Genomic DNA, 26,404 nt, shown 5'->3' with positions numbered 1-26,404 from the left:
TAAATAAATACGGATGCAGGGAAGGTGAACCCCTTGGGATAAATTTAAAGATCTGGAGAAACTGATTAGCTTATTCTCCACTAATTTCACCAAATCTACCTTCTGGTCCAACGGCCACCTACCATGTAGGCCCTGTGTGCAAACTGGATAACGATTGATTATCGCTTTTCTGGTTCGTCCAGGGAGGCTTGTTAGCTTTTTAAAGCCCTTTTCTAATACTGAGGGACATGGAATCCAATAAAGCAGGTTGCCAATAGAAAGATTCTTATGTAAATGGGCCGGAAATGGGGTGGTGGTCAATGTAATAACTGGATTGGTTCAGTATCGGAGAAGCTTCGCCGAATGAATCATAAACTTTAAGCCGGTAGAAGTCGATTGAATAATTAAGGCTTATATACATAAATTCCCTATATTAATGTATTTGCTTTTAATCTGGGTGTGGAAACGGTAAAGGCAAATTCCGTATATTATGTTTCTACAACGGGGAATGACATCACTGGAACCGGTACACGATCAAATCCATGGAAAACCATACAAAAGGCAGCAGATACCATGACAGCCGGAGATACCTGCATCATACGAGGCGGTACATACCGGGAAACAGTAACACTTCATACTTCCGGAACTTCTGCAAATCCCATAAACTTTAAGGCTTATACAGGAGAGAACGTAACGGTATCCGGTGCCGATCCGGTTACTGGCTGGAAAAATCACTCCCGGTCCATCTATTACGCGAAAATGACGGGTTCCCTTGGAACAAAAGATCAGATATTTGTTAATAAGCAAATGCAATTTGAAGCCAGATGGCCCAATTCACCAACATTTGATCCCTTAAATTCAACATATGCAACAGTTGATTCCGGTTCCGCTACAACCATCAAGGATGGGGACTTAACTCAGGCACCTGGATACTGGGTTGGCAAAACGGTTTGGAGTGTTCCGGGAACAGGCTACAAATCTTATAAAAGTACCATTACCGGCTCAAGTGGCGGCTCCATTACCTTTGATCAAATGGCTGCTGCAGCGACAGGCGGTAACAGCTATTATATTACTGGTAATCTTGAAGATCTTGACAGTGCGGGAGAATGGTATTATGACAGCATAACTGGCAGACTTTATTTATGGGCCCCTGGTGGAGCTGATCCGAATACTTTGACAGTAGAAGCAAAGGAGCGGACTTATGCCTTTGATTTAAGTTCCCGCTCTTACATAAATATTACCGGAATTAATATCTCAACTTTCGCAGAGCCAAAACTGACTTGAGCTCAAGTCAGGCTTGAGTTGGAGCAGGATAATGTAAGGGTCTTGCGAACATAGAAAAACACCACTTCATTTGGTAAAGTGAGATTGTCGAAGATCCACTAAACCACAGAAGAGGTGTCCCTTCTATGATAAAGCAAAAGTCGTCCCTAGATCAACTCCCACCTGAAATGAGACCTGCCTTTCAGGAACTCGGTGTACTGAAGCACCTGAGAAACGCAGGATTCAAAAAGGCTTTTGGCTATACCTGCTCCCATCTGTTCCTACTCGTTTTCGTGCTACTCTTCCATCAGAAAAACTGGTTTCGCCTGCTGGAAAGTGCCAAAGGTGAAGCTTTTCCTGGTAAAGATACGGTCTATCGGTTTCTCAATCATAGCGGCTTCGCTTGGCGGCGCTTCTTAACTTCGCTCAGCAGTGACACGGTGCAGCGGGTCGAAGCCCTGACTTCCGTCACGAGAACCTCCGTGTTCATTGTGGACGATTCCATGTTTGAACGAAATCGCAGCAAAGCTGTAGAACTGCTCGCTCGTTTCAAGGATCATGCGACGGGGGCTTACTATAAAGGGTTTCGTATGCTGACCTTGGGCTGGTCGGACGGCCATGCGTTTCTCCCTTTGGACTTCGCCTTGCTGAGTTCTGTGAAGGCCGGACTCACCGGCATGAATCCGGGAATAGACAAGCGCTCCTGCGGGTACAAACGCCGGAAGGAAGCCTTACTTTCTGCCCCGCATCTGGTTTCTGAGCTGCTCGAGCGGGCTATCGCTTCCGGGGTTTCTGCGGCTTACGTACTCATGGATAGCTGGTTTACACATGCCCCCCTGATCGGGCGGATTGTAGACCGGGGCCTTCACGTCATTGGCATGGTGAAAAACGACAACAAGCGGTATCTCATTCATGGCAAACAGGTTGATCTCAAAGGTCTTTACCAAGCCGCCTCGCGCGTCCAGGGGGGGCATCGGAATATTTTGCGCCAGATTTATACAGAGCTGGTTCCCGGTATTCCAGTCGTAGTCGTTTTTGTCCGCCATCGCTCTAAGAAAAACGAGTGGCTCGCCATTCTGTCGACGGATCTTACGCTGACGGCACCGGAAATCATTCAAACGTATGGTCTCCGCTGGGACATTGAAGTCTTTTTTAAATGCACCAAGTCCTTGCTGCGTCTACAAAAAGAGTTTCAAGGCCGCTCCTACGATTTGCTGATTAGCCATACCACGATTGTCTTTTCCCGCTATATTCTGCTGGCCTGGCAGCATCGGCAAAGCACCGATCAGCGGACGCTCGGCGGACTAAGAAGCGAATACAGAGACAGACTCGAATTGTGTACTCTGCCAGCAGCAACTTTCAGCTGAAGCTCATGGAAGGCAAAGAAGTTTTGAGTCTTTTGCCCTCGTTGAACATTTTTCTCTTAATATCTGTCACAAAATCCGCACTTCATCGGTTCCTCACAAAAACAAAATCCCCCTGTAAGTGCTTTTCAACAGGGTGGGGGTGCCGATGCCTTGTAATGTCATATCCTCTTACCTTGCACTACCTGGGGCTGGTGCTAGTTAAACCTGATTGATGTAAAATTGATGTAAAACATCAACAGAAACGTGTGGAAATCAGCTTCCTAGAACGGAAGTGTATTGAAAAAAATCCGTCAAATCAAGGTTTCAGCGGATTACTACAGATCGTATCCAAGGATAATATGTTCCCGCATACGGTGCATATCGAATCAGTCGCATTACTGGAGCTGAAGTAGTACAGTGGAGGGAAGCTTTGTGTATCAAGGGGCTTTGTGCTGATACAGAAGCTGGGAAGTTAGTGGGACAGCGAGCCTGATTGTGTATTGATGTGAAATTGATGTGAAAAACCTAAATAATCACCAGTAAATAAATATAATTCGACATAAAAGAAAGCAAGAAGGCGCTCGGGAATTACTCCTGAAGCGTCTTTGTTGTGCTTAAGCAACTAGCTAATTATATGGCTCAGTGATTAGATTTGAGAAGTCAATTTAATAATTTTCTTGATAGGGGCTGAAATATTTGCTAGTATAAAACCGAGGATACTGTCGGTTTTATAGGGAGATGATGCACTATGAAAAAAGGAAGTAAGCGAAAATTGGAAATCCAGAAAGTGTCGAAAGAGCTTATCATAGAAAAGGGATACTCTGCCGTTACAATGTCTGATATTGGACAGCGCATCAATCTTTCTGTTGGCGGCCTTTATTATCATTATCGTTCCGTAGAAGAAATATTTTTGGATTTAGCAGCTAATGAAACCGATAATGTATGGAGTATTTTTGAGGAAGTCAATGATATAGAAAGTTTAATTAATGTTTTTAGAAAGTATTTTAAAGCGGAAAAGACAGATTTATTAAATGTTGAAAATACACTTAACTCGATTTCCTATCAATACTACTTTAGTTTTCCGGCAGAAATTAGAAAAAGCAAAATGCAAGCTGCTTATACTGAAACGATAGGCAAAATGACCCTTATTCTTTCAAAAGTATTTGAAAATCCTCAGACCACGGAACAGTTGTGCAATCATATATATGTCATGTTGCACGGATTGAATGTTCTTGCGCTGACAGGACAAATAACAGAGGATATTATTGATTATGAGTTCAAGAAAACTGAAATATTAATGCGATGCCTGTATTCAGAAAGCGAGGAAGTACAATGAGCATAAATACTACGGTAGTGGCGACACATGCGTTTGGCAACATTACGGTGACGGAAAAGCTCATGAACTGGAATAATACACATTGGCGTTATACTGTTAGTGGTAATGGAAACAGATTTATTTTGGCTATACTGTCAAACACCACTGGTCATCTGCTAGGCTTACCTTTGGCGGAGGAATTCAGTGATACATATACAACGATTGCATTATCCGTGCCGCCTATACAATCTTTTTGTGAAACCGCAGAAGGGTTAAAGACATTGTTAGATTCTGAGGATGTTAGAATCTGTAACGTAATCGGGCATTCCAACGGTGGTGTGCATCTGCAAAACCTGATAAGCCGTTACCCGAATGTAGCGGATAAAATTATATTTTCCCATAGCCTTACCTCTATGGATAAAAACGATGCTTATACTACCAATGCATCAGAGGTAAAAGCCTACAAACTTATGCGCAGGATGCTCAAGGTGCTTCCGGTATCTATACTGACTACTGCCCTAGGAAGGATGGTTTTTCCAAAGTTTTCTTTACAATCAGGTCAGAAAGATACAGATCGGTTGATAGGGCTCTGTAAAGAAGATATGAAAAGATATAGTAAGCAGGATTTTCTTATGATGGCAAGTTGTATGGAGGATTTTCTTTTCAATTATACATTTACCTCTGAGCCGTATGTAAATAAGCCACAAGAGGTTTTGATCGTGGACAGCCCTACTGATAAAATCGCCAACCCTATGCAACGGGCACAAATGTTAAAATTATGCCCAGGTGCGCAAGAATATCATTTTAAGTCTGGTGGTCATGTAACGATGGTAAACTGTCAAGATGAGTATTTTTCTCTGCTGAACAGATTCTGGAAATGAGATGAATTGGATTGAGTGAAAGTCAAGGTTTTGGTCGTGCTGGGCCTTGGTTTTGACGTGGAGTGTGTAGCGGAAAGGAGGGCATAGCCCCTCTTTTTTTTTGGCTTATTTTGTACTATAATGAACATTTTGTGGCGTCAACGCGACTCCCTTTTTACATAGGATCAGATGAGAAGTTTATCTATTTTCGTAATATATTAAAATGATTCGTGCATTACCCATATTTAGACTTTCCCTTCCTGTTGTTAATATGAAAGCTGATACAGGGAGTAATTGGCGTTTAAGTGCTGCTGGGGAAAGCGCATACAATTATCATCGGAAGGGGAGAGGGCATCTTTATGTTATTGCGCAAGACCTTTTGACGGATCAGCGTGATCAGCAGAAGCTGGACTGTATTCAAATGTTAGGGCTGTAGATAATCGAGGCCTTCTACCCGTTCGCTTTTATGAATGCGTTTTCAGATCTTCAACCGAAACAACATATTAATTGGGGTGACTCTAAAACGAGACTTTAGAGGCTTCCTTAAGAAAAGGAGTCAAACTAAGATGAACAGTAGAAAATGTGTAATCAACATCTCCCGCCTCCTCGTCATCATCATGTTGTTCTCCGTATTCACGTATGCTCCCGTACCGGCTGCTGCGGCCGGAGATGAACTGCCAGTTGAACTGAACGACCTCATTGCTCAAGCCGAAGCTTTAAAAACAGGCAATCAGGAATTCCCGCTCCAAGTCAGTCAGTCTGTCTATGGATCCGTCTATGGTTCCGATGTGAACCGAGCTCTTCCCTGGGTACACGTCGACGAACTCCAAGCTCTTAATAATGCTCTTGAGTTCGCGCGCAATGCGAACACTCCCACGGCCGAAGCTATAGCCATTCTTAAAGAAGCAATAGTGAATTTCACTAAAAATATCAAATCAGACGGTTCTGATCCCTATTTCCGTCTTGATCCGGGTCCTGGTAAAGTTCCTGTAAAAGTTACTGCGCCCACTAATAACTGGACTGCAAGAACTCCGCTTGACAACCGTGTTCCCGCCGACTTTGCCGGTGGCACATTCAAAATGATTCCGTATCCTTTTGCAGATTCCCAAGACAAAGCTGAAGTGCTCCAGATTAATTACGCCCATAGCGGAAAAGGCACGTTCGGCGGTATAAGTATTGAATCCCCGTTGTCCCCGGCCGTAAATGTCACAGAGGGTTCAACTATTGAATTCGATGTCTTCTACCCCAAGAGCGCGCAGGGCAAATATATGAGGTGGAGAATCAGAAATACTAACACTAACCTCGATGCCTACCTCAGGGATTATCAGTACAACAACCTTAATCCCGACTGGGTTGGCAGCTACAACGGTGAATCCTGGTTGAAGGCTCACCACAGCATTACCGCCTCAGCGGGCGTTTCCTCGAACTTTATTCTTGAGCTCCATGGCGAGAATGCTCGTCCTGCAGAAACCGGTATGCTGCTTGTCGCCAACATCCAAATTACCGCACCTGATCCTAACGGCATTGCGCTTCCCGACGTAGTCAACAAGGAAAACCAGAGTGCCGTAGCGCCTCTAAAGAGTGTTTACAATAAGGAGAATGGCCTGTTCATGGTCGGCTCGATCGGAACCGGAGCAGTAACCGGAACCAGAGCCAATCACTATGAAATCTTTGTCGACGGCAACAATCTAAAGGCCGATGGAACGCATCCCCGTGGCCCCGAGTGGCTGAAAGACGTTACCGGAGCGGCCCTGAACGGCGCAACCACTACCCCTGGCTTAGCTGAATACAGTTTCCCGACCAACTCTTATCAGGCGATCAGGGATTCCGGAACTCCCGGACAGTACAAGTCTCACGGCCATGTTTTGGCATGGTACAACCAGGCCCCTGGATGGATGACACAGATTATTCCCGCGAACCTATCTTCCGGGTATAATGGCTCTACTAATTTCTACGGACTTGGCAATGGCGTTACAACTACGGTTAAGGTAGACAAAGAAATGGCGAGAAGAGTGCAGTTTAACCACACCATGTATGTGATGCGGCACTTCCTGACCACAGATACGAAGTACGGCTCAAGCGTATCCCGTGGAGTAATTCCCTTCAATTCATGGGATGTACTCAACGAAGAGGTTCACGAAAGCCGCCACAGCGAAGTCATCCCCACAAATGCGGACAGCTGGAGAACGAGCCTTAAACACACCAACTGGCTTGCTGCAATGTCGGATGATCAAATTGGCGGCGATATCACCGAGCATTACATTTACCTGCTCTTCAAAAACGCGCACATCGCGGCCCCCAACGCTAAGATGGCAGCAGCTTACAAGGCCAATTACGCTAACCTTCCGGAGTACATGAAGCTCGACGGACACGACAACGACGGCAGCATTGACGCTTACATCGTTGACAATCCTCCGAAGCTGACCTACAACGATTACGGACTTGCGACCCGCAGCAAAGCGAGAACAGTATACAACATGGTTCTCGAATTAAATACCGCATGGCGCTCCGATCCGCTATATGATGGAAGACCCCTTATCGAAGACATCGGTATCCAGGGACACGACGCGGTTGGCAAGACCCTTGCAAGCGATAACCAATATGCGATGGCTCTCTATGCCTCTCTCGTTGACCGGGGCCTGCTATCTGGTATTACCTATTCAGAGCTTGACCTTAAGGTGCCGACCGATGCCCCCGGAGGCGGCGCGACCGCTCCCGCAGTGCTCAATGTCAGACAGTCGGACGCCCTTGGTTATGAGTACGCGCTGCTGTACAAAACGTTTACCAAGTTCGCCCCGTATATAGATCACATCATCAGCTGGGGCGTATCAGGTTCAGGATGGCAGGGAAGCTATGTCCTGTTTGACGGTCAGAGCAATGCTAATGCCGGCTACTATGGCGCCATGAATCCGGACAGATTCATTCTTGGACATTCGTATCTGGATGGTTTCTTTGCAGGTGAATACGAGAAAATCCAGAATGCTGCCGTTGACCTTGGCGATCTTGGAGTCTATACACCCGGTAGTGTGAGTGCGGACCTCAGCGGCTTGACACTGAGTGCGGGAACACTCCAGCCGGCTTTCAACGCAGCCACCACAGAGTACGATGTATCCCTGCAGGATGCCAGCAGCATTACAGTGACAACAACAGCGGCAGACAGCAGGTCATCTATTAAAGTGAACGGCACGGTAGTTGCCAGCGGTACAGCTTCCGGAGCCATAACGCTGACACCTGGTACAAAAGCAGATATAAAGGTAGAGGTGACAGCTACGGACGGTACGGTAAAAACGTACACCATAAAAGTAAATAATGGCAGGACAGAGGCTTCGCCTACTCCAAGCTCCGGAACACCATCTGCAACACCTACACCTGCGGCACCTTCAACGCCTGTACCTGCAGCATCTTCAACCCCTGCATCTGCAGCACCAGTTGTTCAGGGCCAGACAGTAACCATGCAGACAATTGTGAAGAATGGAACCGCATTTGTTCCGACACTGGATCTGGCAAAAGTAAAAGAATTTATGGATAAAAATGTTACCCTAGACATACCTGTGGCGCAAGGAGTGAATTCATACTCCGTAGGCTTGCCTGCTGAAGCACTGTCAAGCGGAACAAAGGATGACAAACTTACAATTTCTACGGAATTGGGCAAGGTAGTAATATCCGGTAATATGTTGGCAGGCACAACTGAAAGCAGCAGCAAGGAAGTAGCGCTGGAGATTGGAAAAGGCGACAAGTCCAAGCTTCCGGCGGAAGTGAAGGCGGATCTCGGCGATAGACCGATCATACAGCTTAGCCTTAAGGTGGACGGAAAAGAAACGGCCTGGAGCAATCCCATTGCACCTGTAACCGTATCCGTGCCTTACAAGCCGTCTGCGGATGAATTGAAGAGTCCCGAAATGATTGTTGTCTGGTACATTGACGGAAGCGGCAATGTTCTAACAGTACCGAGCGGACGTTATGCTCCCAAGACCGGTATGGTAACCTTCACAACAACTCATTTCAGCGACTACGCAGTAGCTTACGTATCCAAGACATTCACAGATCTCGGAAAGGCAGCATGGGCCAAGAACGCAGTCGAAGTACTTGCATCAAAGGATATTCTCAAGACAGAGGGTGATGTATTCAATCCGTCAACCGATATCACAAGGGCAGATTTCCTTTACTCCCTTGTCAGGGCGCTTGGCTTGACTGCAAAAGTAGATGGAAATTTCAGCGATGTACAGAAGAATGCTTACTACTATAATGAAATTGCAATTGCCAAAGCTCTTGGTATTGCTAATGGCATAGACAACGACAGATTCGGCAGCGCTCATAAGATCACAAGACAGGACATGATGGTATTGACCGAAAGAGCCTTGAAGCTTGAGAAGAAGTTGAATACCCAGGGTGCGGCTGCGGATCTGGAGAGATTCTCCGACAAGTCCGAAGTTGCTTCCTATGCCGTGAACAGCGTAGCTGCCATGGTTAAGGAAGGGTTGATCGAGGGCAGCGGCAACAAAGTCAATCCGACTGGAAACACAACCAAAGCAGAAGCTGCGGTATTCCTCTACAGACTGTATAATAAGTAAAAGATTCGCATAAGAAAGTTGGAAACCGCGACAGCTATTGCTGGCGCGGTTTTTGTTAAGGTGCATACACCGTTCATTTTAAAGGCGCAAAACATTAAAACTTAACCGCTCTGCCTTGTGCTCTAAAGAATCAAGGTCAGTTTGCTCCAAAAGCGACGTATTGAGTATCTGCTCCGTACAGAGAGCTGAGATTGTAGTGGTGGAGCGGGTCAGGGGAGTAGGGTTACCATATGAAAAATCGGCCTTGTTCGCATTGCATGCGAAGAGGCCGATTTTTATTCTTCTTCAGTTTGACCGAATCATTTCGGTAATTCGTTTTTAGATTTACTTATTTCAATTTTCCTGCACGGATGTCGTCTGTCATCCCTTTATAAGGCGCTTTGGAAATTAATTCTTGATTGTCAATACCGGCGTTTTCCAAAAATGTGATATCAGCAAATTCAGGAACAACATATTTTGGATAAGTTTCATATTTTTCGCGCGATTCTTTCATTAATTCAAGATGATCATTTTGATAACAAACCGTAATTTCCGGATGTTCATGAACCCACTTTGGGAAAAAGATAACACCGTGCATTCGTTTTTCATTTGGCATAAAGTTCAAGGAAACGTCCGTTCCTGTTGGCTCGGTCCATGATACTTTATAAACGCCTTCTGTTAGTTTTACAATATCAACTTCCTGGTCACGCACCCAGCGGCCCGCAACCATGCCGCTATGGATACGATAATCAATGGTATGGTCATTCTTGATGTAGATTTCGTATTCCCAACCAATTTCATAAGTATAAATCATATGGCTTCCTACAAAGTCTTTTAAACCTTCTTTTGGTTGCATATAGAGTTCTCCTTATTATTTCATATCCCGCCAGTTTTGGATATTGTTCTCCCAAATATATTTATATTTTCCGATAATATCTCTTGCTGTTTTTGGCTTTTGTCCAGTCAAAGCTTCAATAGCATCGGATTGAACGTTTAAAAGCCCTTCTTTAATGCTGGCATCGGTTGTCACGAGATCATCGCCGCAGAATGGAACAGGCGAGTTGGAGAAATCTCCGGTAATTTCTCTGGGAATGTGCAGTTTTTCCAGGTGTTCGTAATATTGCTCCGCATTCACGGGAGTATACTCCAGGTCTCTACCGGAAACTTCTTTAATTAGGTTGCACAGATCCCTTACGGAAACAGACTCTGATCCTACGATATTATAAGCCTGGTTATCCTTGCCTTTTCCGAGTAGGGCTGCGGCTGCGGCCCTTGCGCAATCATCTTTGTGAACTAAAGTAGCCCGTTCTTCGCCGGCAGTGCTCAACCATTTATTGTCGGACATTAGTGCCAACATCGTATACATAGTCAGATAGTTTTCTAAATATAAGTTATTTCTCATTGCATTGTAGGTAATGCCTGTTGACTTTAAGTAGTTTTCAGTTGCTGTATGGTCTGGAGTTACAAAAACGTGAGCGTAATTAGGATCTGTCGCACCGATAAATGAACTATACGTGATGTGAGAGATTCCTGCTTTGATTGCTGTATCAATCGCATTTTTGTGTTGTTGTACTCTTCTGCCTACTTCAAGGCCAGAGACAATATAGATACGATCACCATCTTTGAAAGCCCGTTCCATGGATGGAATGTCATCATAATTGATTTCAAAGATTGTGACTCCCGCATTCTCCCAACGTTGAACCGTATCTTTGGGAATTCTGTCTTTCTTCATGCATGTGAAGGTTAAATTGCGACCATCTACTTCTGCGAGAACCGTTTCCGCCACACGGCTTGCTAGTTGACCATCTACGCCTGTTATAATATAACGCATGTTTATTCCTTCTTTCCTAGTGATCACTTTCACAAGGAGAGAATAGCATAGGTTGACAATAGAGTGAAATTACCCTATGTTATGATTTATAAAAAGGATTTATTATTAAAAAGGGTGTTTCAAATGAATATTCAGCAATTAAAGTGCTTTGTTTCTCTTGCCGAGACACTGAATTTTTCAACAACGGCTGAGAAATTAAATTTGACACAACCTGCTGTAAGCCACAACATAAAAAGTTTAGAAAATGAGCTGGGAATCATTTTATTTGTTCGCAACAAAAGGACTGTTAATTTGACTTTAGCCGGCAAAAGCTTTTACGAAGATATGGAAGGACTGCTATTTAGATTAGACCAATCCATTAAGAAAGCAAAACGGCTCTCGGAAAAATATGAAAGCACTTTGGTTATCGGATACACGGAGACTGTTTTTGAGAAGAAGGTTTTGCCGGACATGATTAGGCGATTTAAGGGAAAATACCCGCAGATTCAAATTCAGTTGAAAAAGTCTAATTTGACTAGAGAGAAAGAAGATTTATTAAACCAAAAGTTTGATATCATATTTACTTCGGAAGATAATTTGGGAAAGGACATTGATTTTTGTTTTTATCGGGTACTTCAAGGGTCCTATGTTTGTGTACTGCCCAAAAATCATCCTTTCGCGAATGAAAGTGAGCTGGACATTGAACAATTAAATCATCAATCGATCATTTTATTTGACGAACACCAATCCCCCCCAACCCTAAAAAGGATGAACAGGAAAATTATTGAGAATTGTCCCGATTCCATTTATACCTATGGTGATACCATAAATACAGTCCATACCATGATAAAAAGTGATCTTGGCGTTTCGGTTCTGCCGGACTTTGTGATTGGAGAGGATAGCGAGATCGCCATTGTTCCTTTAAGCTATACTGAGGAAGTGGTTTACGGTCTTGCTTGCCTTAGAAGCGAAGAGCGCTTAGAAGTAAAACGCTGGATTTCAACTATAAAAGAGTTACTCACTTAAACCGAAACCTGAACCGGGCAATGAGAAATCTTTGCTTTGACTTCAGGTTTTTTATACTAGTCAAGTGAATGCATCCTACTGCAAGGAGGACACGAAATGTATATTGCAAATTTGACTTATGTAAAACCTTTGGCAGAGGTGGAAGAATATTTAGAAGAGCATATTGCATTCTTGGAAAAGTATTATGAATTAGGAAAATTCATCTGTTCAGGGAGAAAAAATCCTCGTGACGGAGGAATTATCTTATTTAATGCAACAGATGAAACTGAAATGAATCAGATTATATCAGAAGACCCATTTCACGTAAATAAGATTGCTAACTATGAAATAATTGAATTCTATCCAACAAAGTATTCTCCCGATTTCAAATGCTTCATTGATTAGAAAAAGGGCTCGGAGGTTTTTGATATGACAAAACATTTTTGGCGTGATTTACCACGGCCTTTTTTTATACTGGCGCCCATGGAGGATGTGACGGATGTTGTTTTTCGCCATGTCGTAAGTAGAGCGGGCAGACCGGATGTGTTTTTTACGGAGTTTGCGAATACAGAGAGCTATTGTCACCCGGAGGGAAACCATGCTGTGCGCGGGCGCTTGATGTTTACAGAGGATGAACAGCCCATTGTAGCTCATATCTGGGGAGATAAGCCGGAATACTTTCGTCAAATGAGCATTGGTATGGCGAAGGAAGGATTCAAAGGCATTGATATCAATATGGGTTGTCCTGTAGCAAATGTAGCAGAGAACGGGAAGGGAAGCGGCCTGATCTGCCGTCCCGAACTCGCAGCGGAGATCATCCAGGCTGCAAAAGCCGGGGGACTGCCCGTCAGTGTAAAAACAAGACTCGGGTTCAGTGACTTAGACGAATGGCGTGGCTGGTTAACCCATATTTTGCAGCAAGACATTGTGAATCTGTCCATTCATCTGCGTACAAGAGAGGAAATGAGCAAGGTAGATGCCCACTGGGAACTGATTCCGGAGATTAAGAAGCTGCGTGATGAGGTGGCACCAGATACACTGCTGACCATTAACGGGGATATCCCGGACCGTCAGACTGGCCTGAGGCTCGCTGAAGAGTACGGTGTGGATGGGATTATGATCGGGCGTGGTATTTTTCATAATCCATTTGCTTTTGAGAAGGAGCCGAAGGATCACAGTAGTAGGGAATTGCTTGATTTGCTGCGGCTGCATCTGGATCTCCATGATAAATACTCAGTACAGGCACCACGTTCGTTCAGCCCGCTTCAACGATTCTTTAAAATATATGTCCGCGGATTCCGAGGGGCAAGTGAATTAAGAAATAGCTTAATGAACACAAGATCAACAAGTGAAGTGCGTGTGCTGCTCGATGAATTTGGAAATAAGGAGCCTGATGGGGCGGAGGAACGTGGGGATTAGGTTGCCAAGATTGAGGATCGGCTGAATGGAGAGGGGGACCAACCCGGAGCCAACAAGCCTTTCCTCTGTTTTTATAGGGAGGGGGATCACATGTCCTGGAGCAAATTGAAACAACAACTGGAGGGCTTTCTCTGTCCTGCGTTAAATGGAAGGGTAGAATACCGCGCACCAGGTTACCGTTATCTGCCTGATAAATCAGGGATTTGTTATATTACCGTAGATAAAAAGAACGTGCTCAATATGAGTGATAAAACGAACCCGATCAGATGGTATCAAACGGAGCTGGAAATTAAGAATGATCCGGATATCCAAATTCCTATCAGCAATGATGAAATTGAAGCGGTCAGAAAAGCCACCAAGGGGCCAGTGCCGGAGGATCGTCTAGTAGTAATGGCTAGAAGCAGAAAAAGTACAGAGCATGCAAAAGAGCTTTTGTCAGCACAGGCTTCATTAAGTAAATCGAATTTTATCGTTGTGGCTAATAAGTTCTTGACTACTCCTATAGAGGAAAGTATGGAGAGCGAGGAGATTCTGTTGAATGTTCTGGCTTTGGTGGATAGAAGGGTTGGGAAAAAGCGGATTGAGAGCATGGCTGAGAGGGTGAGGTTGAAGCATCCGATTGTGCGGTATTTTTATGAGTTGCGGCGTAAGACATTGTGAAGTATGATGCTCGCGAATGATCATAGATGGGCAAGGGGCAATCGGCAAATGGACAGGGTAGTGATAATTAAGAACTCACTCTTAAGTAGCGAATAGTTGTAATTATTAAACCGAAGACCCTATTTGATTTAGGTCGTCGGCTTTTCATTTTTTGGGGCACATCGTATAAAGTTGTATACACTGTCTACTTCACACATGTGGAGTCGGTAGCCTTATTGCTTCAAAAATGAGTTGGGGTGTATTGCTATAGTGTTGAAAAGAAGGATGGTCTAGTTACTACGTGGATCACTTGTATACAAAGTAGAATTGAATATTGTTTTTTTCAGAAAATAGGCACCTAACTGGTGCTTATTTTCTATCGGAAAAAGCAGGAAATAGACTTATCTAAACGAAATCAATTGATATTATTCTGAGTTCAACGGTTTTTGTTGCCTTTGGGATGGGATTGGTAACATTCAAACTGAGTTCAAATAATGCATCAAAAGACATTAAGTATAAGCGCAAATTAAGGTATAAGTGGCTTCGAGGAGTGTAGGGGAACTTTGATTTCTAAATATTACCTGTGAGGTTTAATTCAGGGAGGGATTACTTTGTCCATGGAACCATTATTACGTCCAGGAGATTATACTATCGAAAAATGCAGCATAGCCCTACTTCACTTTCTTAGACGGTTTAAAATTGATGATGTATTTCGATTAATTGGATACTCCTATATACGCTTAAACCATGAGGCAGCTACTTCCAGTGGATATAAAGTTTCACCTAAACTAATGGTTAACTTACCTTTCATGTATGCAGAAAATGCATTCAATGGGGTGGAGAGGATTAGTAATTATGATTCTGCTTTTACTCATATAGTAGATATGCTTGAAGACATTTATTATTGTCACTACAATGATGCAACAGCTGGAGCGGATACAAATTATTCTCATGGAGACGTAGCTTCTAATATGTATATGAATTTTCATTTTAACTTCCCTGATATTTCTATTAGACAGTACTTGGAGTTTTTCTATAAGCACGTTGATATATTAGAACACTATTTTAGAACGATTGAGTTAACTGGGGATCAGATTATCAGGGGGATCCTACTAGTGATGAATTATGAACGGGCATGCAACAAAAATTTAATGCTGAGAATGCAAAAGAAGTGGCATCAAATAAGAGACAGAAATTGTTTTGTTCCTTTAGGAGTTGATTCAAAAATTAACCCGAAGATTAGATCACATTTTTCAACAGAATGTATTCGCATGTTACTTATTAATTTCGATATTCCGGCGGACATATTCATTAATGCTTTGTTTCTTAATGTGCAACAACAAGATGTAATTTCCTTTGAGTATCCTACTAATCTATATAAGAAGTATAGAGGCTACATTGGAATAGAACATAACAGATATATCTTGTTACCCAGAAATCATTATGTTATGGATCGCTTGTTTAATATTATTGAGGACAGTGAGTTGTACATTGATAAAAGAAAAGGAGATTATTTAGAGAATAAAGCTTATGAGATTATTTGTGATTTTTTTGGGAAGGAAAATGTATATAAAAATTTATTCGATGAGAACGGAGATGATCAAGATATTATGGTCCTGTATAATGGTTATCTTCTATCTATTGAATGCAAAGCAACAAAATTAAAAGAGGTTTTTATCAACAATGAAAAATCAAAAACAAGATTACAAAGAAATTTTAAATCCTCATTACAAAAAGCTTATTCTCAGTCTGAAAGAATTGCTCTTCATATGGAAAAAGGTACAGCGAAATTCTACAACTCAAAAGATAAAGAAAAAAGAAAATTAATATTAGATTTAGCAGTAATCAAGAAAACGGCTGTTAGAAGCATAATTGTCACTCTTACTCCTTATCTAAATCTTGGTACGGATATTCATTTAATGCTAAAAAAAGAAGGTGTAATAAAGGAACCTTGGTCAGTTGATATATTTTCTTTGGAGCAAATACTGTTTAGATGCAAGCACAATTTCAATATTGAATTTTTCATGGGGTTTCTTGAAAACCGACTTGAGTTATTTGGTTCAGTCTTTTCAGTATCAGGTGATGAACTCAGCCATTTTGGAAGTTACATTAGATATCGTGAACTGTTTAACCAGCGTATAGAAGGAGTAACCACACGATTAGGACCTGGATATCGAAGTTTTGTCAACGACTATATAAATTTAGATAACTATATGGTTTTTCGTGATTACTTAGGTATTTAATTTTGTAGAGATTGACTGTTATTGAATAACGGAGGTGTTTTCTTAAACGATACAATAGTTTAATTTATCGGATCTATAAGATTTTCATGAAGCACGCTCTTTGATTATCACCGGATAACGGGGGCTCTGGTGAATCGAGGCTATCCTTTTAATAGGGAACATATACGCCGTCTGATGTAACTAATAGGCATATAGATATCATAAGCCCAATCTCCGCATGCACCTGTATTCCAAGTGCTGATGACCTTATATGCTTCGTAGACTGGCCATTGATCGTCCTACTATGAGCTATTCAGTTCTCTGGAAAAAGGTTTTGTTTTTACCCGCCTCAAATGCGCTTTCCAGCGCTGTAAACGGGAGATTATGAACATTGAATAAGACTCTTGCTTTATAAGTAGAACTTACCAGGGACTGCTCGGAAAGGAGATCTAAAGGTCTCTATAGACTTCAAAAGCCCCGCTCCAAAAGGATCTTGTATTATTCAGACAAAAGCAGTGATTGACCCTGCATTATAAGGACATGAGTACTCGCGAAAGAAGTGGTACTCCTCTCATATCGTACTACCTTTCTAATTATGAGCGTCGAACAACCTGCATCTTAAAGACAAGATGTGGGTTGTTTGATATTGACAGGCACTCTTCAATAAAATCTTGAAAAAGTAAAGGTATGAATGCCTATTACCTATATAGCCCTGAATTGATATTGATAAATATCTAATATGGGTAATTACTTATCCCACGGATGGGGTACCAACTTTAATTAAAAGAATTCGATAAAGAAACAATACAATCATTTTTAGTATTGTAATACTAAATATTATCATGGTATTATTTAGATGTAAGTTCCTAGTGCTAGAGGGTGATAAATTGATTGAATCGTTCTGGAATATCTGTTTACTTCATGATATTAGCTCCCGGGATCAATTACTTCGGGAGGCTGTAAGAGTTACTCAGACTAAAAGGGTATTGGAACAACAAGGGGGAGATCATCAGATTTTTTTAGAGCCGGAAGTATTGTTTCGATGGATGAAGGAACAGGTAGGAGAGAGAGAATTGGGACATTTCCCAGGTGATCAGGATTTATTTAATAAACTGTATCACGCTGGGAAGGATATCGACTTGTTGGAATATACCCTGCAGACGTTACAGCAAGATCGGGTTATGGGAGGAATTATCGTTCATTCCGGAATCATGGATAGGTTTGTAGCTATGTGTGATTATCATCATTACCAATCTCTTCTCATCACGGAGACAGAGAAATATATTCGAGGGCTAGTGGACACGCAGTGTTTCAAGCAATCGTTCAGGTTAACGCTGCTGACAGAAAACTATATTTTCGCAAAACTTCTGAAGGTCTACTTCGAACCTTATCCTAACGTCAATGTCATTCAAGGATCTATTTATCATCCATTGCCGCTAACTGGAAAATTCGAGGCCATACTAGCCATTCCAAATTTCGGAATGAAAATGGACGAAGATGACGAAGTGACGATTCGGGACTCCGAGGGCGTGGCAGTTAATTATCTTATTCCGCTCTTACAAGATGGCGGGAAGATTAGTGTAACTTTCCCCGCACGGATGATGTTTCAATCGGGGAGTATCGCAACTTGGCGTAAGCAAACGAATGAACTGATCCCAGTCTGTAATATTAATTTGCTTCCAGATGGGTTGTTTCGCCCCTTTACTTCCATCAAGACCTATCAAGTCGAATTTGGGAATTCGCCAGCAAAAGAGGTACATCTAGGTCGATTACAGCTTCAGAAGTTGACGCTAGTTAGTGAGCGAGAAATCACCATTCATGCTGAGCAGTTTCTACAGCTGGAGAATTGGCGAATCGACATGCTGCTGGAAGAAGATCATGACTTGTTACACGTGTTCAAGCAAGCTTCTGTTCCTAAAGTGAAACTACGAGATATAGCAGAGATTTTCCGGGGTAAGTCCATTTTGAAGCAAAATTTAAAGTCAGGAAGCATTAGAGTACTTAACATCTCCAATTTGCATGACGGCGAAGTGATTCTTGATGAACTAGAAACGATTGATGAAGAAGAGAGGAAGGTTAGGCGTTACGAAATCCTCAAGGATGATCTCGTAATGACCTGCCGGGGAACGGTGAACAAACTGGCAGTATTCCCGGAGTCTGAAGGAATCTTTATCGCCTCTGCGAATATTATCGTTGTTCGTTTCAAATCAACAATCCTAAGTCAGTATGCAAAGATTTTTCTGGAGAGTCCAGTGGGATCTACGCTGACTAAAGGCCTTCAACGCGGGACAACGGTCATGAATTTGAATCCAGCTGATGTGGCCGAAATCGAAATTCCTCTTCTAACGAAGGAAGAACAGCTAGATCGGATTAATAGATACAATCAAGAGAAACAGCGATACAAAACAATTGTCCAAGAGGCAACAACCCGTTGGGAGCAAGTGAAAAATCAACTTTACAGTGAACTATACTGAGGAGGACCAAGAAGACATGGCAACAGCTAATATCGGATTTGAAGAGAAATTATGGAGTATGGCTGATAAGCTGCGCGGGAGTATGGATTCCGCAGAATACAAGCATGTCGCGCTTGGCTTGCTGTTCCTGAAATATGTATCAGATGCATTTGAGGAGAAATTCGCGGCGCTTAAAAATGAACCTTATGCAGATCCAGAAGATCGGGATGAATACATAGCGGCAAATATCTTCTGGGTTCCAAAAGATGCGCGTTGGAGCAACATTAAGAGTAGCGCTAAAAAACCGGAAATCGGGCAAATTATCGACCAAGCAATGATCGATATCGAGAAAGAAAATCCGTCACTTAAAGGTGTATTGCCAAAGGATTATGCCAGACCGGCACTCGATAAAACACGGCTCGGTGAAGTCATCGACTTGTTTTCGTTCAAAGTCGGTGATGAAGCAAGTCGATCCAAAGATGTGCTCGGCCGGGTGTATGAATATTTCCTCAGCAAGTTTGCAAGCGCAGAAGGCAAGAATGGTGGAGAGTTTTACACCCCGAACAGTGTTGTTCAGCTATTAGTAGCGATGATCGAGCCTTTCAAAGGCCGTGTTTATGATCCATGCTGTGGTTCAGGTGGGATGTTCGTACAAAGTGAGAAGTTTGTAGAGGAACATCAGGGTAAGCTTGGCGATATTGCAGTATATGGCCAGGAGTCAAACCCGACCACTTGGAAATTGTGTAAGATGAACTTAGCGATTCGCGGACTCGACAGCAACCTGGGTGAGCATCACGCCGATACGTTTCATAACGACCTGCACAAAAACTTAAAAGCGGATTACATATTAGCCAATCCTCCGTTTAATATCAGTGACTGGGGCGCTGCAAGACTGACGGAAGACGCTCGTTGGGCCTATGGAATTCCTCCTGCAGGGAATGCAAACTATGCTTGGATTCAGCACATGGTAAATAAACTTGCTCCGAGTGGAGTGGCTGGTTTTGTACTCGCCAATGGTTCGATGTCCACGAGTACAACTGCAGAATTTGAGATTCGCAGTAAGCTAGTCAATGAGGATTTGGTGGATTGCATTGTCTCTTTGCCAGGGCAGTTGTTTTATTCAACGCAAATCCCGGTATGTCTCTGGTTTATGGCCAAGAACAAAGCTCCTAAAGGACAACGTGACCGCCGCGGAGAAATTCTATTTATTGACGCTCGTAAAATGGGGCAGATGGTGGATAGAACTCATAAGGAATTAAACTCCGAAGATATCAAAATAATCTCAGATACTTATCATGCTTGGCGTGGACAGCTTGATGCGGGGGACTATGAGAACATTAAGGGTTTCTGTAAAGCCACTACGCTTGCAGAAGTCCAAGAACACGAATATATTTTAACACCTGGTCGGTATGTCGGAATTGAAGATGTTGAGGAAGACAGCGAACCGTTTGAAGATAAGATGGTACGGCTGACGACAGAATTAGCAGAGCAATTCACTAAGTCCCGTCACTTAGAAAGTGAGATTCGAAAGCAGCTTGGGGGGATTGGGTTTGATTTCTGAAGAATGGCAGACTTATAAATTAGAAGAGGTGCTTGAAGCATTAATCGATTATAGAGGCAAGACGCCGAAGAAGACCAATGCTGGTATCCCATTGATCACCGCTAAGATCGTTAAAAATGGAACGATCATGAATCCCAAAGAATTTATTAGTGAGAAAGATTATGATTCTTGGATGGTTAGAGGGTTACCGAAATCAGGTGATGTGGTATTAACTACTGAAGCACCTTTGGGTGAGGTTGCACAACTTATCAATAGTAACGTGGCGTTAGCACAAAGGATTGTTACCTTAAGAGGGAAGGCAAATGTATTGGACAATGGTTTTCTTAAGTATTTTCTAATGTCCAGCATTGGTCAATCTAGGCTAAAGGAAAGAGAATCAGGTACAACGGTAACAGGGATCAAACAATCTGAATTGAGATTAGTCGAAATCAATATGCCTGATTATAATTCGCAGAAAAGGATCTCTAAGATCCTGGCATCTATTGATGAAAAGATCGAACTCAGTAACGCCATCAAGAAAAACCTGGAAAAAATGTCCCAGGCTCTTTTCAAACAATGGTTTGTAGGCTTTGAGTTTCCGAATGAGAACGGGGAACCCTATAAGTCCAGCGGCGGTGAGTTTGAGGAAAGTGAGTTGGGCTTGATTCCGAAGGGGTGGAGAGTGGGCATATTCTCAGAACTGGTAAATGTAAAGTATGGGAAAGATCATAAGAAGTTGGATGATGGCTCCATTCCGGTGTATGGTTCTGGTGGTGTAATGCGATATGTTGACAAGGTATTGTACTCTGATGAATCAGTACTGATTCCAAGAAAAGGAACTCTAAATAATGTCATATATGTTAATGAGCCATTCTGGTCAGTGGATACAATGTTTTACACAGTGATGAATGTGCCGTACATCGCGAAATTTATATACTTTTTTGTCAGCAGTAAAGATTTGGTATCAATGAATGTTGGCTCGGCTATTCCAAGTATGACAACAGATATTTTAAACAAAATGCCCGTTGTCATTCCGCGAGAGGATGTTCTTGAGAAGTTCGATAGAATAACTTCCGCATTATTTGATAAAATTTACAATTTGATTATTGAAAACAAGAAACTATTGGATATCCGTGACTCTCTCCTTCCCAAGCTTATATTAGGAGAAATTAGAGTTTAGGTGGATCAAGAAGACTCGTATACTGCTCAAACTTTCGACCTGCCCATAGCAACAGAAAGCAAAACGTGATACTCCACTACTTAAATCAAGGAGGTGCATCATATGGCTCTGTATACCTCATCCTATACCGAGAGCGACCTGGAACAGGCTGCGCTTGAATGGTTCGAAGAGTTGAATTACAACAAAGCTTACGGTCCAGAAATCTCGCCAGAGGGAGAATACCCAGAAAGACTTTTCTATCAGGATGTTATTCTAAAAGACCGCCTTCGCGAAGCTCTGATTCGGATTAACAAGCGACTGCCACGGGAAGCGATCGAGGAAGCGATTCGTATAATTGAAGTACCACGCAGTCCAAGCCTGATGATCAACAATAAAGCCTTCCAGAAAATGATTACCGATGGTATTGATGTACAGTACCGGGCGACTAACGGAGACTATCCAACAGAGAAAGTTTGGCTATTCGATACTCATCCTGACCGAGTAGATAATAACGACTTTCTGGTCGTTAATCAATTCACAGTAATCGAGAATCAAAAGGATAAGCGACCGGATGTGGTGGTTTTTATTAATGGTCTACCGATCGCAGTCTTGGAGCTGAAGAGCGCCTCCAATGAAGAAGTGGGAATTAGTGATGCATACAATCAGGTGCAGACATACAAAAAGGCGATCTCATCTCTTTTTACATATAATTCGTTTTTGGTCATCAGTGATGGTGTTAATGCTCGTGTAGGAAGCTTGACGGCTGATGAGGAACGGTTCATGATGTGGCGGACGATCGATGGTGAAGATGTTGCCTCCTCCTCTCTACCTCAACTCGAAGTGTTGATCAAGGGGATGTTCGAGAAAAGAAGGTTGCTCGATATTATCAAGCATTTTGTATTGTTTCAGACGGATGGGGAACATCTCTTCAAAATATTAGCCGGTTATCACCAGTACCATGCTACCAACAAGGCGATAGCGTGTACTGAGAGAGCGACGATGGAGGAAGGCGATCGGAAAATTGGTGTCATCTGGCACACGCAAGGCTCCGGAAAAAGCCTATCCATGGTCTTTTACGCCGGAAAGCTGGTACTGACAATGGACAATCCGACGATTGTTGTCGTAACAGATCGAAATGATTTGGACGATCAACTGTACGCTACGTTCAGCAAGTCGAAAGATTTGCTACGTCAAACCCCTCAACATGCAGAAAACCGCACACATTTACAAGAGTTGTTATCGGTGGAGTCAGGTGGGATTATTTTTACAACGGTCCACAAATTTTCGCCTGAGGAAGGCGATTCAAAGTACCCAGCACTCACAGACCGCCGCAATGTGATCGTCATCGCGGACGAAGCTCATCGTAGTCAATATGGATTTCAGGCCGAGATGGTCACAGCTGAAGATGAGGCTAACATTAAGTACGGATATGCCAAATACATGCGCGATGCATTGCCAAACGCTTCCTTTATTGGCTATACAGGAACACCTGTTGAATTGACAGATAAGAATACCCCTGCTGTCTTCGGTGATTATATCGATATTTATGATATGACGCGAGCGGTGGAGGATGGGACAACTGTCAAGATCTACTATGAAAGTCGAATTGCCCGGTTGGAGTTATCTGATACTGAGCGACCCATCATCGATAATGAATATGAAGAAATTACGGAGTATCAAGAATATACACAACAAGAAAAGCTGAAGTCTCGGTGGGCGCGGTTGGAAGCGTTGGCTGGTTCGGAGAAACGGATCAAACAAGTCGCCAAAGACATGGTCAATCACTACGAGCAACGGCAGGGTGCCATGTATGGTAAAGCGATGATCGTTGTTATGACGCGTCGTATTGCCATCGATTTGTATAAAGAAATTATCTCGCTTCGACCAGATTGGCACAGTGATCACGACAACGAGGGTAAAATCAAAATCGTTATGACAGGAACCTCCAGTGATCCAACAGATTGGCAGCCTTATATTGGAACGAAGCGCCGCAGAGAACATTTGGCAAAACGGATGAAAGATTTGAAAGACCCTCTTGAAATCGTAATTGTCCGCGACATGTGGTTAACGGGATTTGACGTCCCTAGTATGAACACCATGTACATTGATAAGCCCATGAAGGGGCATAACCTTATGCAGGCGATTGCCCGTGTAAACCGGGTATTCCGAGACAAGCCAGGCGGTCTAATCGTGGACTATATTGGCATCGCGGATATGTTGAAATCAGCACTTCAACGGTACACGGAAAATGATCGCAAGACTGCGGGTATCAATACGGATCAGGCGGTTGACTTCATGCTTGAGAGATTACAACTTATCCGAGAACTTTTGCATGGACACGACTTTACTAGATTCGCTTCAGAGAAAGCTTCCGAACGGATGAAGGCCATCGTTGAAGCGGTGGACTACGTACTGGGACTCGGTGATCAAGGAAAACGTGATTTTGTGGATTGGACAACGGAGTTGGCAAAAGCATATGCCCTATGCGCAACTACAGAAGCTGCAGAGCAGGTAAACTTGGAGATTAGTTTCTTCAAGTCTGTCAAATCGGGAATCGTCAAAATTATCACAACGGAAAACAAGAGGAAGACGACGAATGAGCTAGACGCTGAATTAAATCAATTGATATCCAAGTCGATAATGTCTGACGAAGTCGTTGATATTATGGAAGCAGTCGGTTTGCAAAAGCCGGACATCTCGATATTGTCGAATGAATTCCTGGAGAATGTACGTGGGATGAAACAAAAAAACCTTGCGGTAGAGTTGTTGAGAAGGTTGCTTCAAGGTAAGGTGAAGGCTGTTTCAAGAGTCAGCATTATTCAGTCAAAGAAGTTCTCAGAGATGCTAGAAGAAGCTGTTCGTAAATACAACAACCGTACAATCGAGACAACGCAGGTAATTGAAGAGTTGATCCAAATGGCCAAGGAGATGAACGCTGCCGTAAAGCGCGGTGAAGATCTGGGGCTTATTAAGGAAGAAGTAGCCTTCTATGATGCCTTGTCCTCAAACGAAACAGCAAAAGAACTGATGGGCGATCTCGTTCTAAAGCAAATTGCCCATGAGCTCACACAAGCCATTAAAAGCAATATCAAGGTGGATTGGACGCTTAGGGAGAATGTACGGGCCCAGATGCGGATTACCGTCAAACGGTTATTGAAGAAATATGGTTATCCGCCAGATCTTGAGAAGATGGCTATAGACCTCGTCATTCAGCAAGCAGAATTGATGGCTCAGGCAGAGACAGAAGATTTTAAATATTAAGACACCAGGCGTAACTAACAGATTTTATCTTTAGTTGCGCTTAATCTCATACCCAAATTAAAATAATAGGACGAGAAATCCTAATAAATGAGAAAGTAAGATTATTGACTGGAGTGGTGAAAACTGAAGACCTACATAATATTTGACACAAATATCTTGCATCGAAGTAAATATAGTGATTATTCTAAGTTTGCCTTCCCGCAAATATATGATGATATAAGAGGTAAAATTGAACGATATGAATTGGAGGAAAAATTTGAGGTTTTCGTACCAGAAATTACAATTAATGAACTTTTCCAACAACAAATTGAGTCCTTTGAAGAGATATTTTGTGCTCTTAAGGAAAAATATGACTCTTGTAAACAATTATATGGTCTAGATCTTATAATAAAGGAAGATTTTGATTATCGGACTGAGTTAGAAGCTAGAAAGACGCAATACTTATCTCATAACAGAGTATTGTTACTACCAGTTTGTAGTGAGAATAGGTTTTCGTCTATTGTGAATAGAGCATTAAATAAACATGCACCTTTCCTTGGAGCGAGAGGGAATTCTGACAAAGGCTTTAAAGATGCTGTTATATGGGAGTCAATTCTTGAATTTGCTCTAAGAAATAATGGGGAATATATATTAATTACTCATGATAAAGGATTTAAAGAATATTTAACAAGTGAATTCAAAGCAGTAACAGGGCACAAAATTGAGATAATAAATAAAGATGAAATTAGTTTTTTAGACACTAAAATAGAAACCCTCTCAAATGAACAAAGTATCAGGAGTAAATGGGAAGCAATTAATCATGAATTACTTGAAGAAGGACTATTGGATAAACTCATTAAGTTTATTAAAAGTGAAGAATTAGATCTCATTGAAGTTAATGGATTAAAGTGTAATGTTGCAGAAATACATATCATTAAAGATATTATAGACCTAAATGAAATAGGAATAGATTCCTTTAGATTTAAGTTAAAAGGGCATTTTTTGGTGGATAAATTTGCAATTCCTATTGTATTTGAAATGGATATAATCGTAGTGCTTGATATTCACAGACTTAATGTATTAAGAATGGAGTTAGATAATATTGAAGGACATTTGTCATCTGGGGATTTATTGTTGATCAATATAAATAAATTTATATACACTCCGTATGAATCAAATGACTTAGATGACTTTGAAGATAATAGTGATGACATTTCAGAAGTAGTGGCGACAAGGTATACCAAACCTGCCGACTCTATAATTACAACGGATAATGCAAATAAGCCCACGGTAGAAGATAATAAATCAGGAATAGAGATTTATCAAAAAAGTATTTTAAACTATGTAGACATATTATCAAAGAAGAACGTTTCTTATTCTGATGAGTTAGTATTTTCATTAATCGATGTTCTAAATGAAAATGCCACAGTCGATTGGTTACAGTTTGAAAGTAAAAAATCCAGGATGCGATTGGCCATAAAAGGGTTACTAAAGAGCACCAAAGCCAATATTCCTTCACTAGAAGAACTTGTTGAACAGATTACTCAACAAGCAGTAAAAGATTATGAACTATTTCTTGAAACGAATCGGATTTAAGTCTGTAA

Annotated in this window: 16 protein-coding genes and 1 pseudogene; 15 read left to right on the top strand and 2 right to left on the bottom strand. The window is 42.2% G+C overall.

Features of this window, described 5'->3' with window-relative positions; genetic code table 11:
• Nucleotides 1-552: 552 nt before the first annotated feature.
• From ACX1DY_RS25625 to ACX1DY_RS25605, 5 genes and pseudogenes are all read left to right on the top strand, one after another.
• Entirely contained in the window at nucleotides 553-1,263 is a 711-nt protein-coding gene (locus tag ACX1DY_RS25625; protein ID WP_458967024.1) for a hypothetical protein, read from the top strand.
• Nucleotides 1,264-1,388: 125 nt separating this feature from the next.
• Nucleotides 1,389-2,573 (top strand): annotated as a pseudogene (locus ACX1DY_RS25620) (IS4 family transposase); the annotation flags it as partial.
• 763 nt (nucleotides 2,574-3,336) lie between these two features.
• Nucleotides 3,337-3,924 carry a TetR/AcrR family transcriptional regulator gene (locus ACX1DY_RS25615; protein WP_458967023.1) on the top strand — a complete coding sequence of 196 codons (588 nt, stop codon included), beginning with the start codon at nucleotides 3,337-3,339 and terminating at the stop codon, nucleotides 3,922-3,924.
• Nucleotides 3,921-4,784, top strand: coding sequence for an alpha/beta hydrolase family protein (locus tag ACX1DY_RS25610; protein ID WP_458967022.1), 864 nt, complete (start codon nucleotides 3,921-3,923; stop codon nucleotides 4,782-4,784). The genes ACX1DY_RS25615 and ACX1DY_RS25610 overlap by 4 nt, the downstream gene beginning before the upstream one ends.
• Before the next feature lie 545 nt (nucleotides 4,785-5,329).
• The gene (locus tag ACX1DY_RS25605) at nucleotides 5,330-9,334 is read left to right on the top strand and encodes an S-layer homology domain-containing protein (RefSeq protein ID WP_458967021.1); all 4,005 of its coding nucleotides are present in this window, start codon (nucleotides 5,330-5,332) and stop codon (nucleotides 9,332-9,334) included.
• Between the two features lie 328 nt (nucleotides 9,335-9,662).
• Here the strand turns inward: ACX1DY_RS25605 and ACX1DY_RS25600 are convergent, their stop codons facing one another.
• Nucleotides 9,663-10,169 (bottom strand): phenolic acid decarboxylase, encoded by a 507-nt coding sequence (locus tag ACX1DY_RS25600; protein WP_458967020.1) that lies wholly within the window; start codon nucleotides 10,167-10,169, stop codon nucleotides 9,663-9,665.
• Nucleotides 10,170-10,184: 15 nt separating this feature from the next.
• Nucleotides 10,185-11,144 (bottom strand): NmrA family NAD(P)-binding protein, encoded by a 960-nt coding sequence (locus ACX1DY_RS25595; protein ID WP_458967019.1) that lies wholly within the window; start codon nucleotides 11,142-11,144, stop codon nucleotides 10,185-10,187.
• Between the two features lie 123 nt (nucleotides 11,145-11,267).
• Between ACX1DY_RS25595 and ACX1DY_RS25590 the strand changes: the two genes are divergently transcribed.
• The 10 genes from ACX1DY_RS25590 (at nucleotide 11,268) to ACX1DY_RS25545 (ending at nucleotide 26,396) form a co-directional block, all read left to right on the top strand.
• Nucleotides 11,268-12,149 (top strand): LysR family transcriptional regulator, encoded by an 882-nt coding sequence (locus tag ACX1DY_RS25590; protein ID WP_458967018.1) that lies wholly within the window; start codon nucleotides 11,268-11,270, stop codon nucleotides 12,147-12,149.
• Nucleotides 12,150-12,245: 96 nt separating this feature from the next.
• Nucleotides 12,246-12,533 (top strand): YciI family protein, encoded by a 288-nt coding sequence (locus ACX1DY_RS25585; protein ID WP_458967017.1) that lies wholly within the window; start codon nucleotides 12,246-12,248, stop codon nucleotides 12,531-12,533.
• Nucleotides 12,534-12,557: 24 nt separating this feature from the next.
• The gene (locus ACX1DY_RS25580) at nucleotides 12,558-13,547 is read left to right on the top strand and encodes a tRNA dihydrouridine synthase (RefSeq protein WP_458967016.1); all 990 of its coding nucleotides are present in this window, start codon (nucleotides 12,558-12,560) and stop codon (nucleotides 13,545-13,547) included.
• 90 nt (nucleotides 13,548-13,637) lie between these two features.
• A complete protein-coding gene (locus ACX1DY_RS25575) occupies nucleotides 13,638-14,207 on the top strand; it encodes an SF0329 family protein (RefSeq protein WP_458967015.1) in 570 nt (189 codons plus the stop codon).
• Between the two features lie 596 nt (nucleotides 14,208-14,803).
• Nucleotides 14,804-16,429, top strand: a complete 1,626-nt coding sequence (locus tag ACX1DY_RS25570) for a hypothetical protein (protein ID WP_458967014.1) — start codon at nucleotides 14,804-14,806, stop codon at nucleotides 16,427-16,429.
• Between the two features lie 866 nt (nucleotides 16,430-17,295).
• Nucleotides 17,296-18,882 (top strand): restriction endonuclease subunit S, encoded by a 1,587-nt coding sequence (locus ACX1DY_RS25565; protein WP_458967013.1) that lies wholly within the window; start codon nucleotides 17,296-17,298, stop codon nucleotides 18,880-18,882.
• Nucleotides 18,883-18,898: 16 nt separating this feature from the next.
• Nucleotides 18,899-20,422: a class I SAM-dependent DNA methyltransferase gene (locus ACX1DY_RS25560; protein WP_458967012.1), complete on the top strand. Its 1,524-nt coding sequence runs from the start codon at nucleotides 18,899-18,901 to the stop codon at nucleotides 20,420-20,422.
• Nucleotides 20,412-21,581 (top strand): restriction endonuclease subunit S, encoded by a 1,170-nt coding sequence (locus ACX1DY_RS25555; protein WP_458967011.1) that lies wholly within the window; start codon nucleotides 20,412-20,414, stop codon nucleotides 21,579-21,581. Before ACX1DY_RS25560 ends, ACX1DY_RS25555 begins: the two co-directional genes overlap by 11 nt.
• Nucleotides 21,582-21,683: 102 nt before the next feature.
• The gene (locus tag ACX1DY_RS25550; RefSeq protein ID WP_458967010.1) at nucleotides 21,684-24,821 is read left to right on the top strand and encodes a type I restriction endonuclease subunit R; all 3,138 of its coding nucleotides are present in this window, start codon (nucleotides 21,684-21,686) and stop codon (nucleotides 24,819-24,821) included.
• 123 nt (nucleotides 24,822-24,944) lie between these two features.
• Nucleotides 24,945-26,396 carry a PIN domain-containing protein gene (locus tag ACX1DY_RS25545; RefSeq protein ID WP_458967078.1) on the top strand — a complete coding sequence of 484 codons (1,452 nt, stop codon included), beginning with the start codon at nucleotides 24,945-24,947 and terminating at the stop codon, nucleotides 26,394-26,396.
• Nucleotides 26,397-26,404: the final 8 nt, after the last annotated feature.

It is taken from the genome of Paenibacillus sp. BAC0078, assembly GCF_054483875.1.
Note: the sequence above shows the minus strand (reverse complement) of the source record. Positions and strands in the feature narration are given on the sequence as shown.

Bases quoted from the DNA above. Each gene is read 5' to 3' on its own strand.
- ACX1DY_RS25625 (WP_458967024.1), top strand. From the start codon at position 553: ATGACAGCCGGAGATACCTGCATCATACGAGGCGGTACATACCGGGAA.
- ACX1DY_RS25615 (WP_458967023.1), top strand. From the start codon at position 3,337: ATGAAAAAAGGAAGTAAGCGAAAATTGGAAATCCAGAAAGTGTCGAAA.
- ACX1DY_RS25610 (WP_458967022.1), top strand. From the start codon at position 3,921: ATGAGCATAAATACTACGGTAGTGGCGACACATGCGTTTGGCAACATT.
- ACX1DY_RS25605 (WP_458967021.1), top strand. From the start codon at position 5,330: ATGAACAGTAGAAAATGTGTAATCAACATCTCCCGCCTCCTCGTCATC.
- ACX1DY_RS25600 (WP_458967020.1), bottom strand. From the start codon at position 10,169: ATGCAACCAAAAGAAGGTTTAAAAGACTTTGTAGGAAGCCATATGATT.
- ACX1DY_RS25595 (WP_458967019.1), bottom strand. From the start codon at position 11,144: ATGCGTTATATTATAACAGGCGTAGATGGTCAACTAGCAAGCCGTGTG.
- ACX1DY_RS25590 (WP_458967018.1), top strand. From the start codon at position 11,268: ATGAATATTCAGCAATTAAAGTGCTTTGTTTCTCTTGCCGAGACACTG.
- ACX1DY_RS25585 (WP_458967017.1), top strand. From the start codon at position 12,246: ATGTATATTGCAAATTTGACTTATGTAAAACCTTTGGCAGAGGTGGAA.
- ACX1DY_RS25580 (WP_458967016.1), top strand. From the start codon at position 12,558: ATGACAAAACATTTTTGGCGTGATTTACCACGGCCTTTTTTTATACTG.
- ACX1DY_RS25575 (WP_458967015.1), top strand. From the start codon at position 13,638: ATGTCCTGGAGCAAATTGAAACAACAACTGGAGGGCTTTCTCTGTCCT.
- ACX1DY_RS25570 (WP_458967014.1), top strand. From the start codon at position 14,804: ATGGAACCATTATTACGTCCAGGAGATTATACTATCGAAAAATGCAGC.
- ACX1DY_RS25560 (WP_458967012.1), top strand. From the start codon at position 18,899: ATGGCAACAGCTAATATCGGATTTGAAGAGAAATTATGGAGTATGGCT.
- ACX1DY_RS25550 (WP_458967010.1), top strand. From the start codon at position 21,684: ATGGCTCTGTATACCTCATCCTATACCGAGAGCGACCTGGAACAGGCT.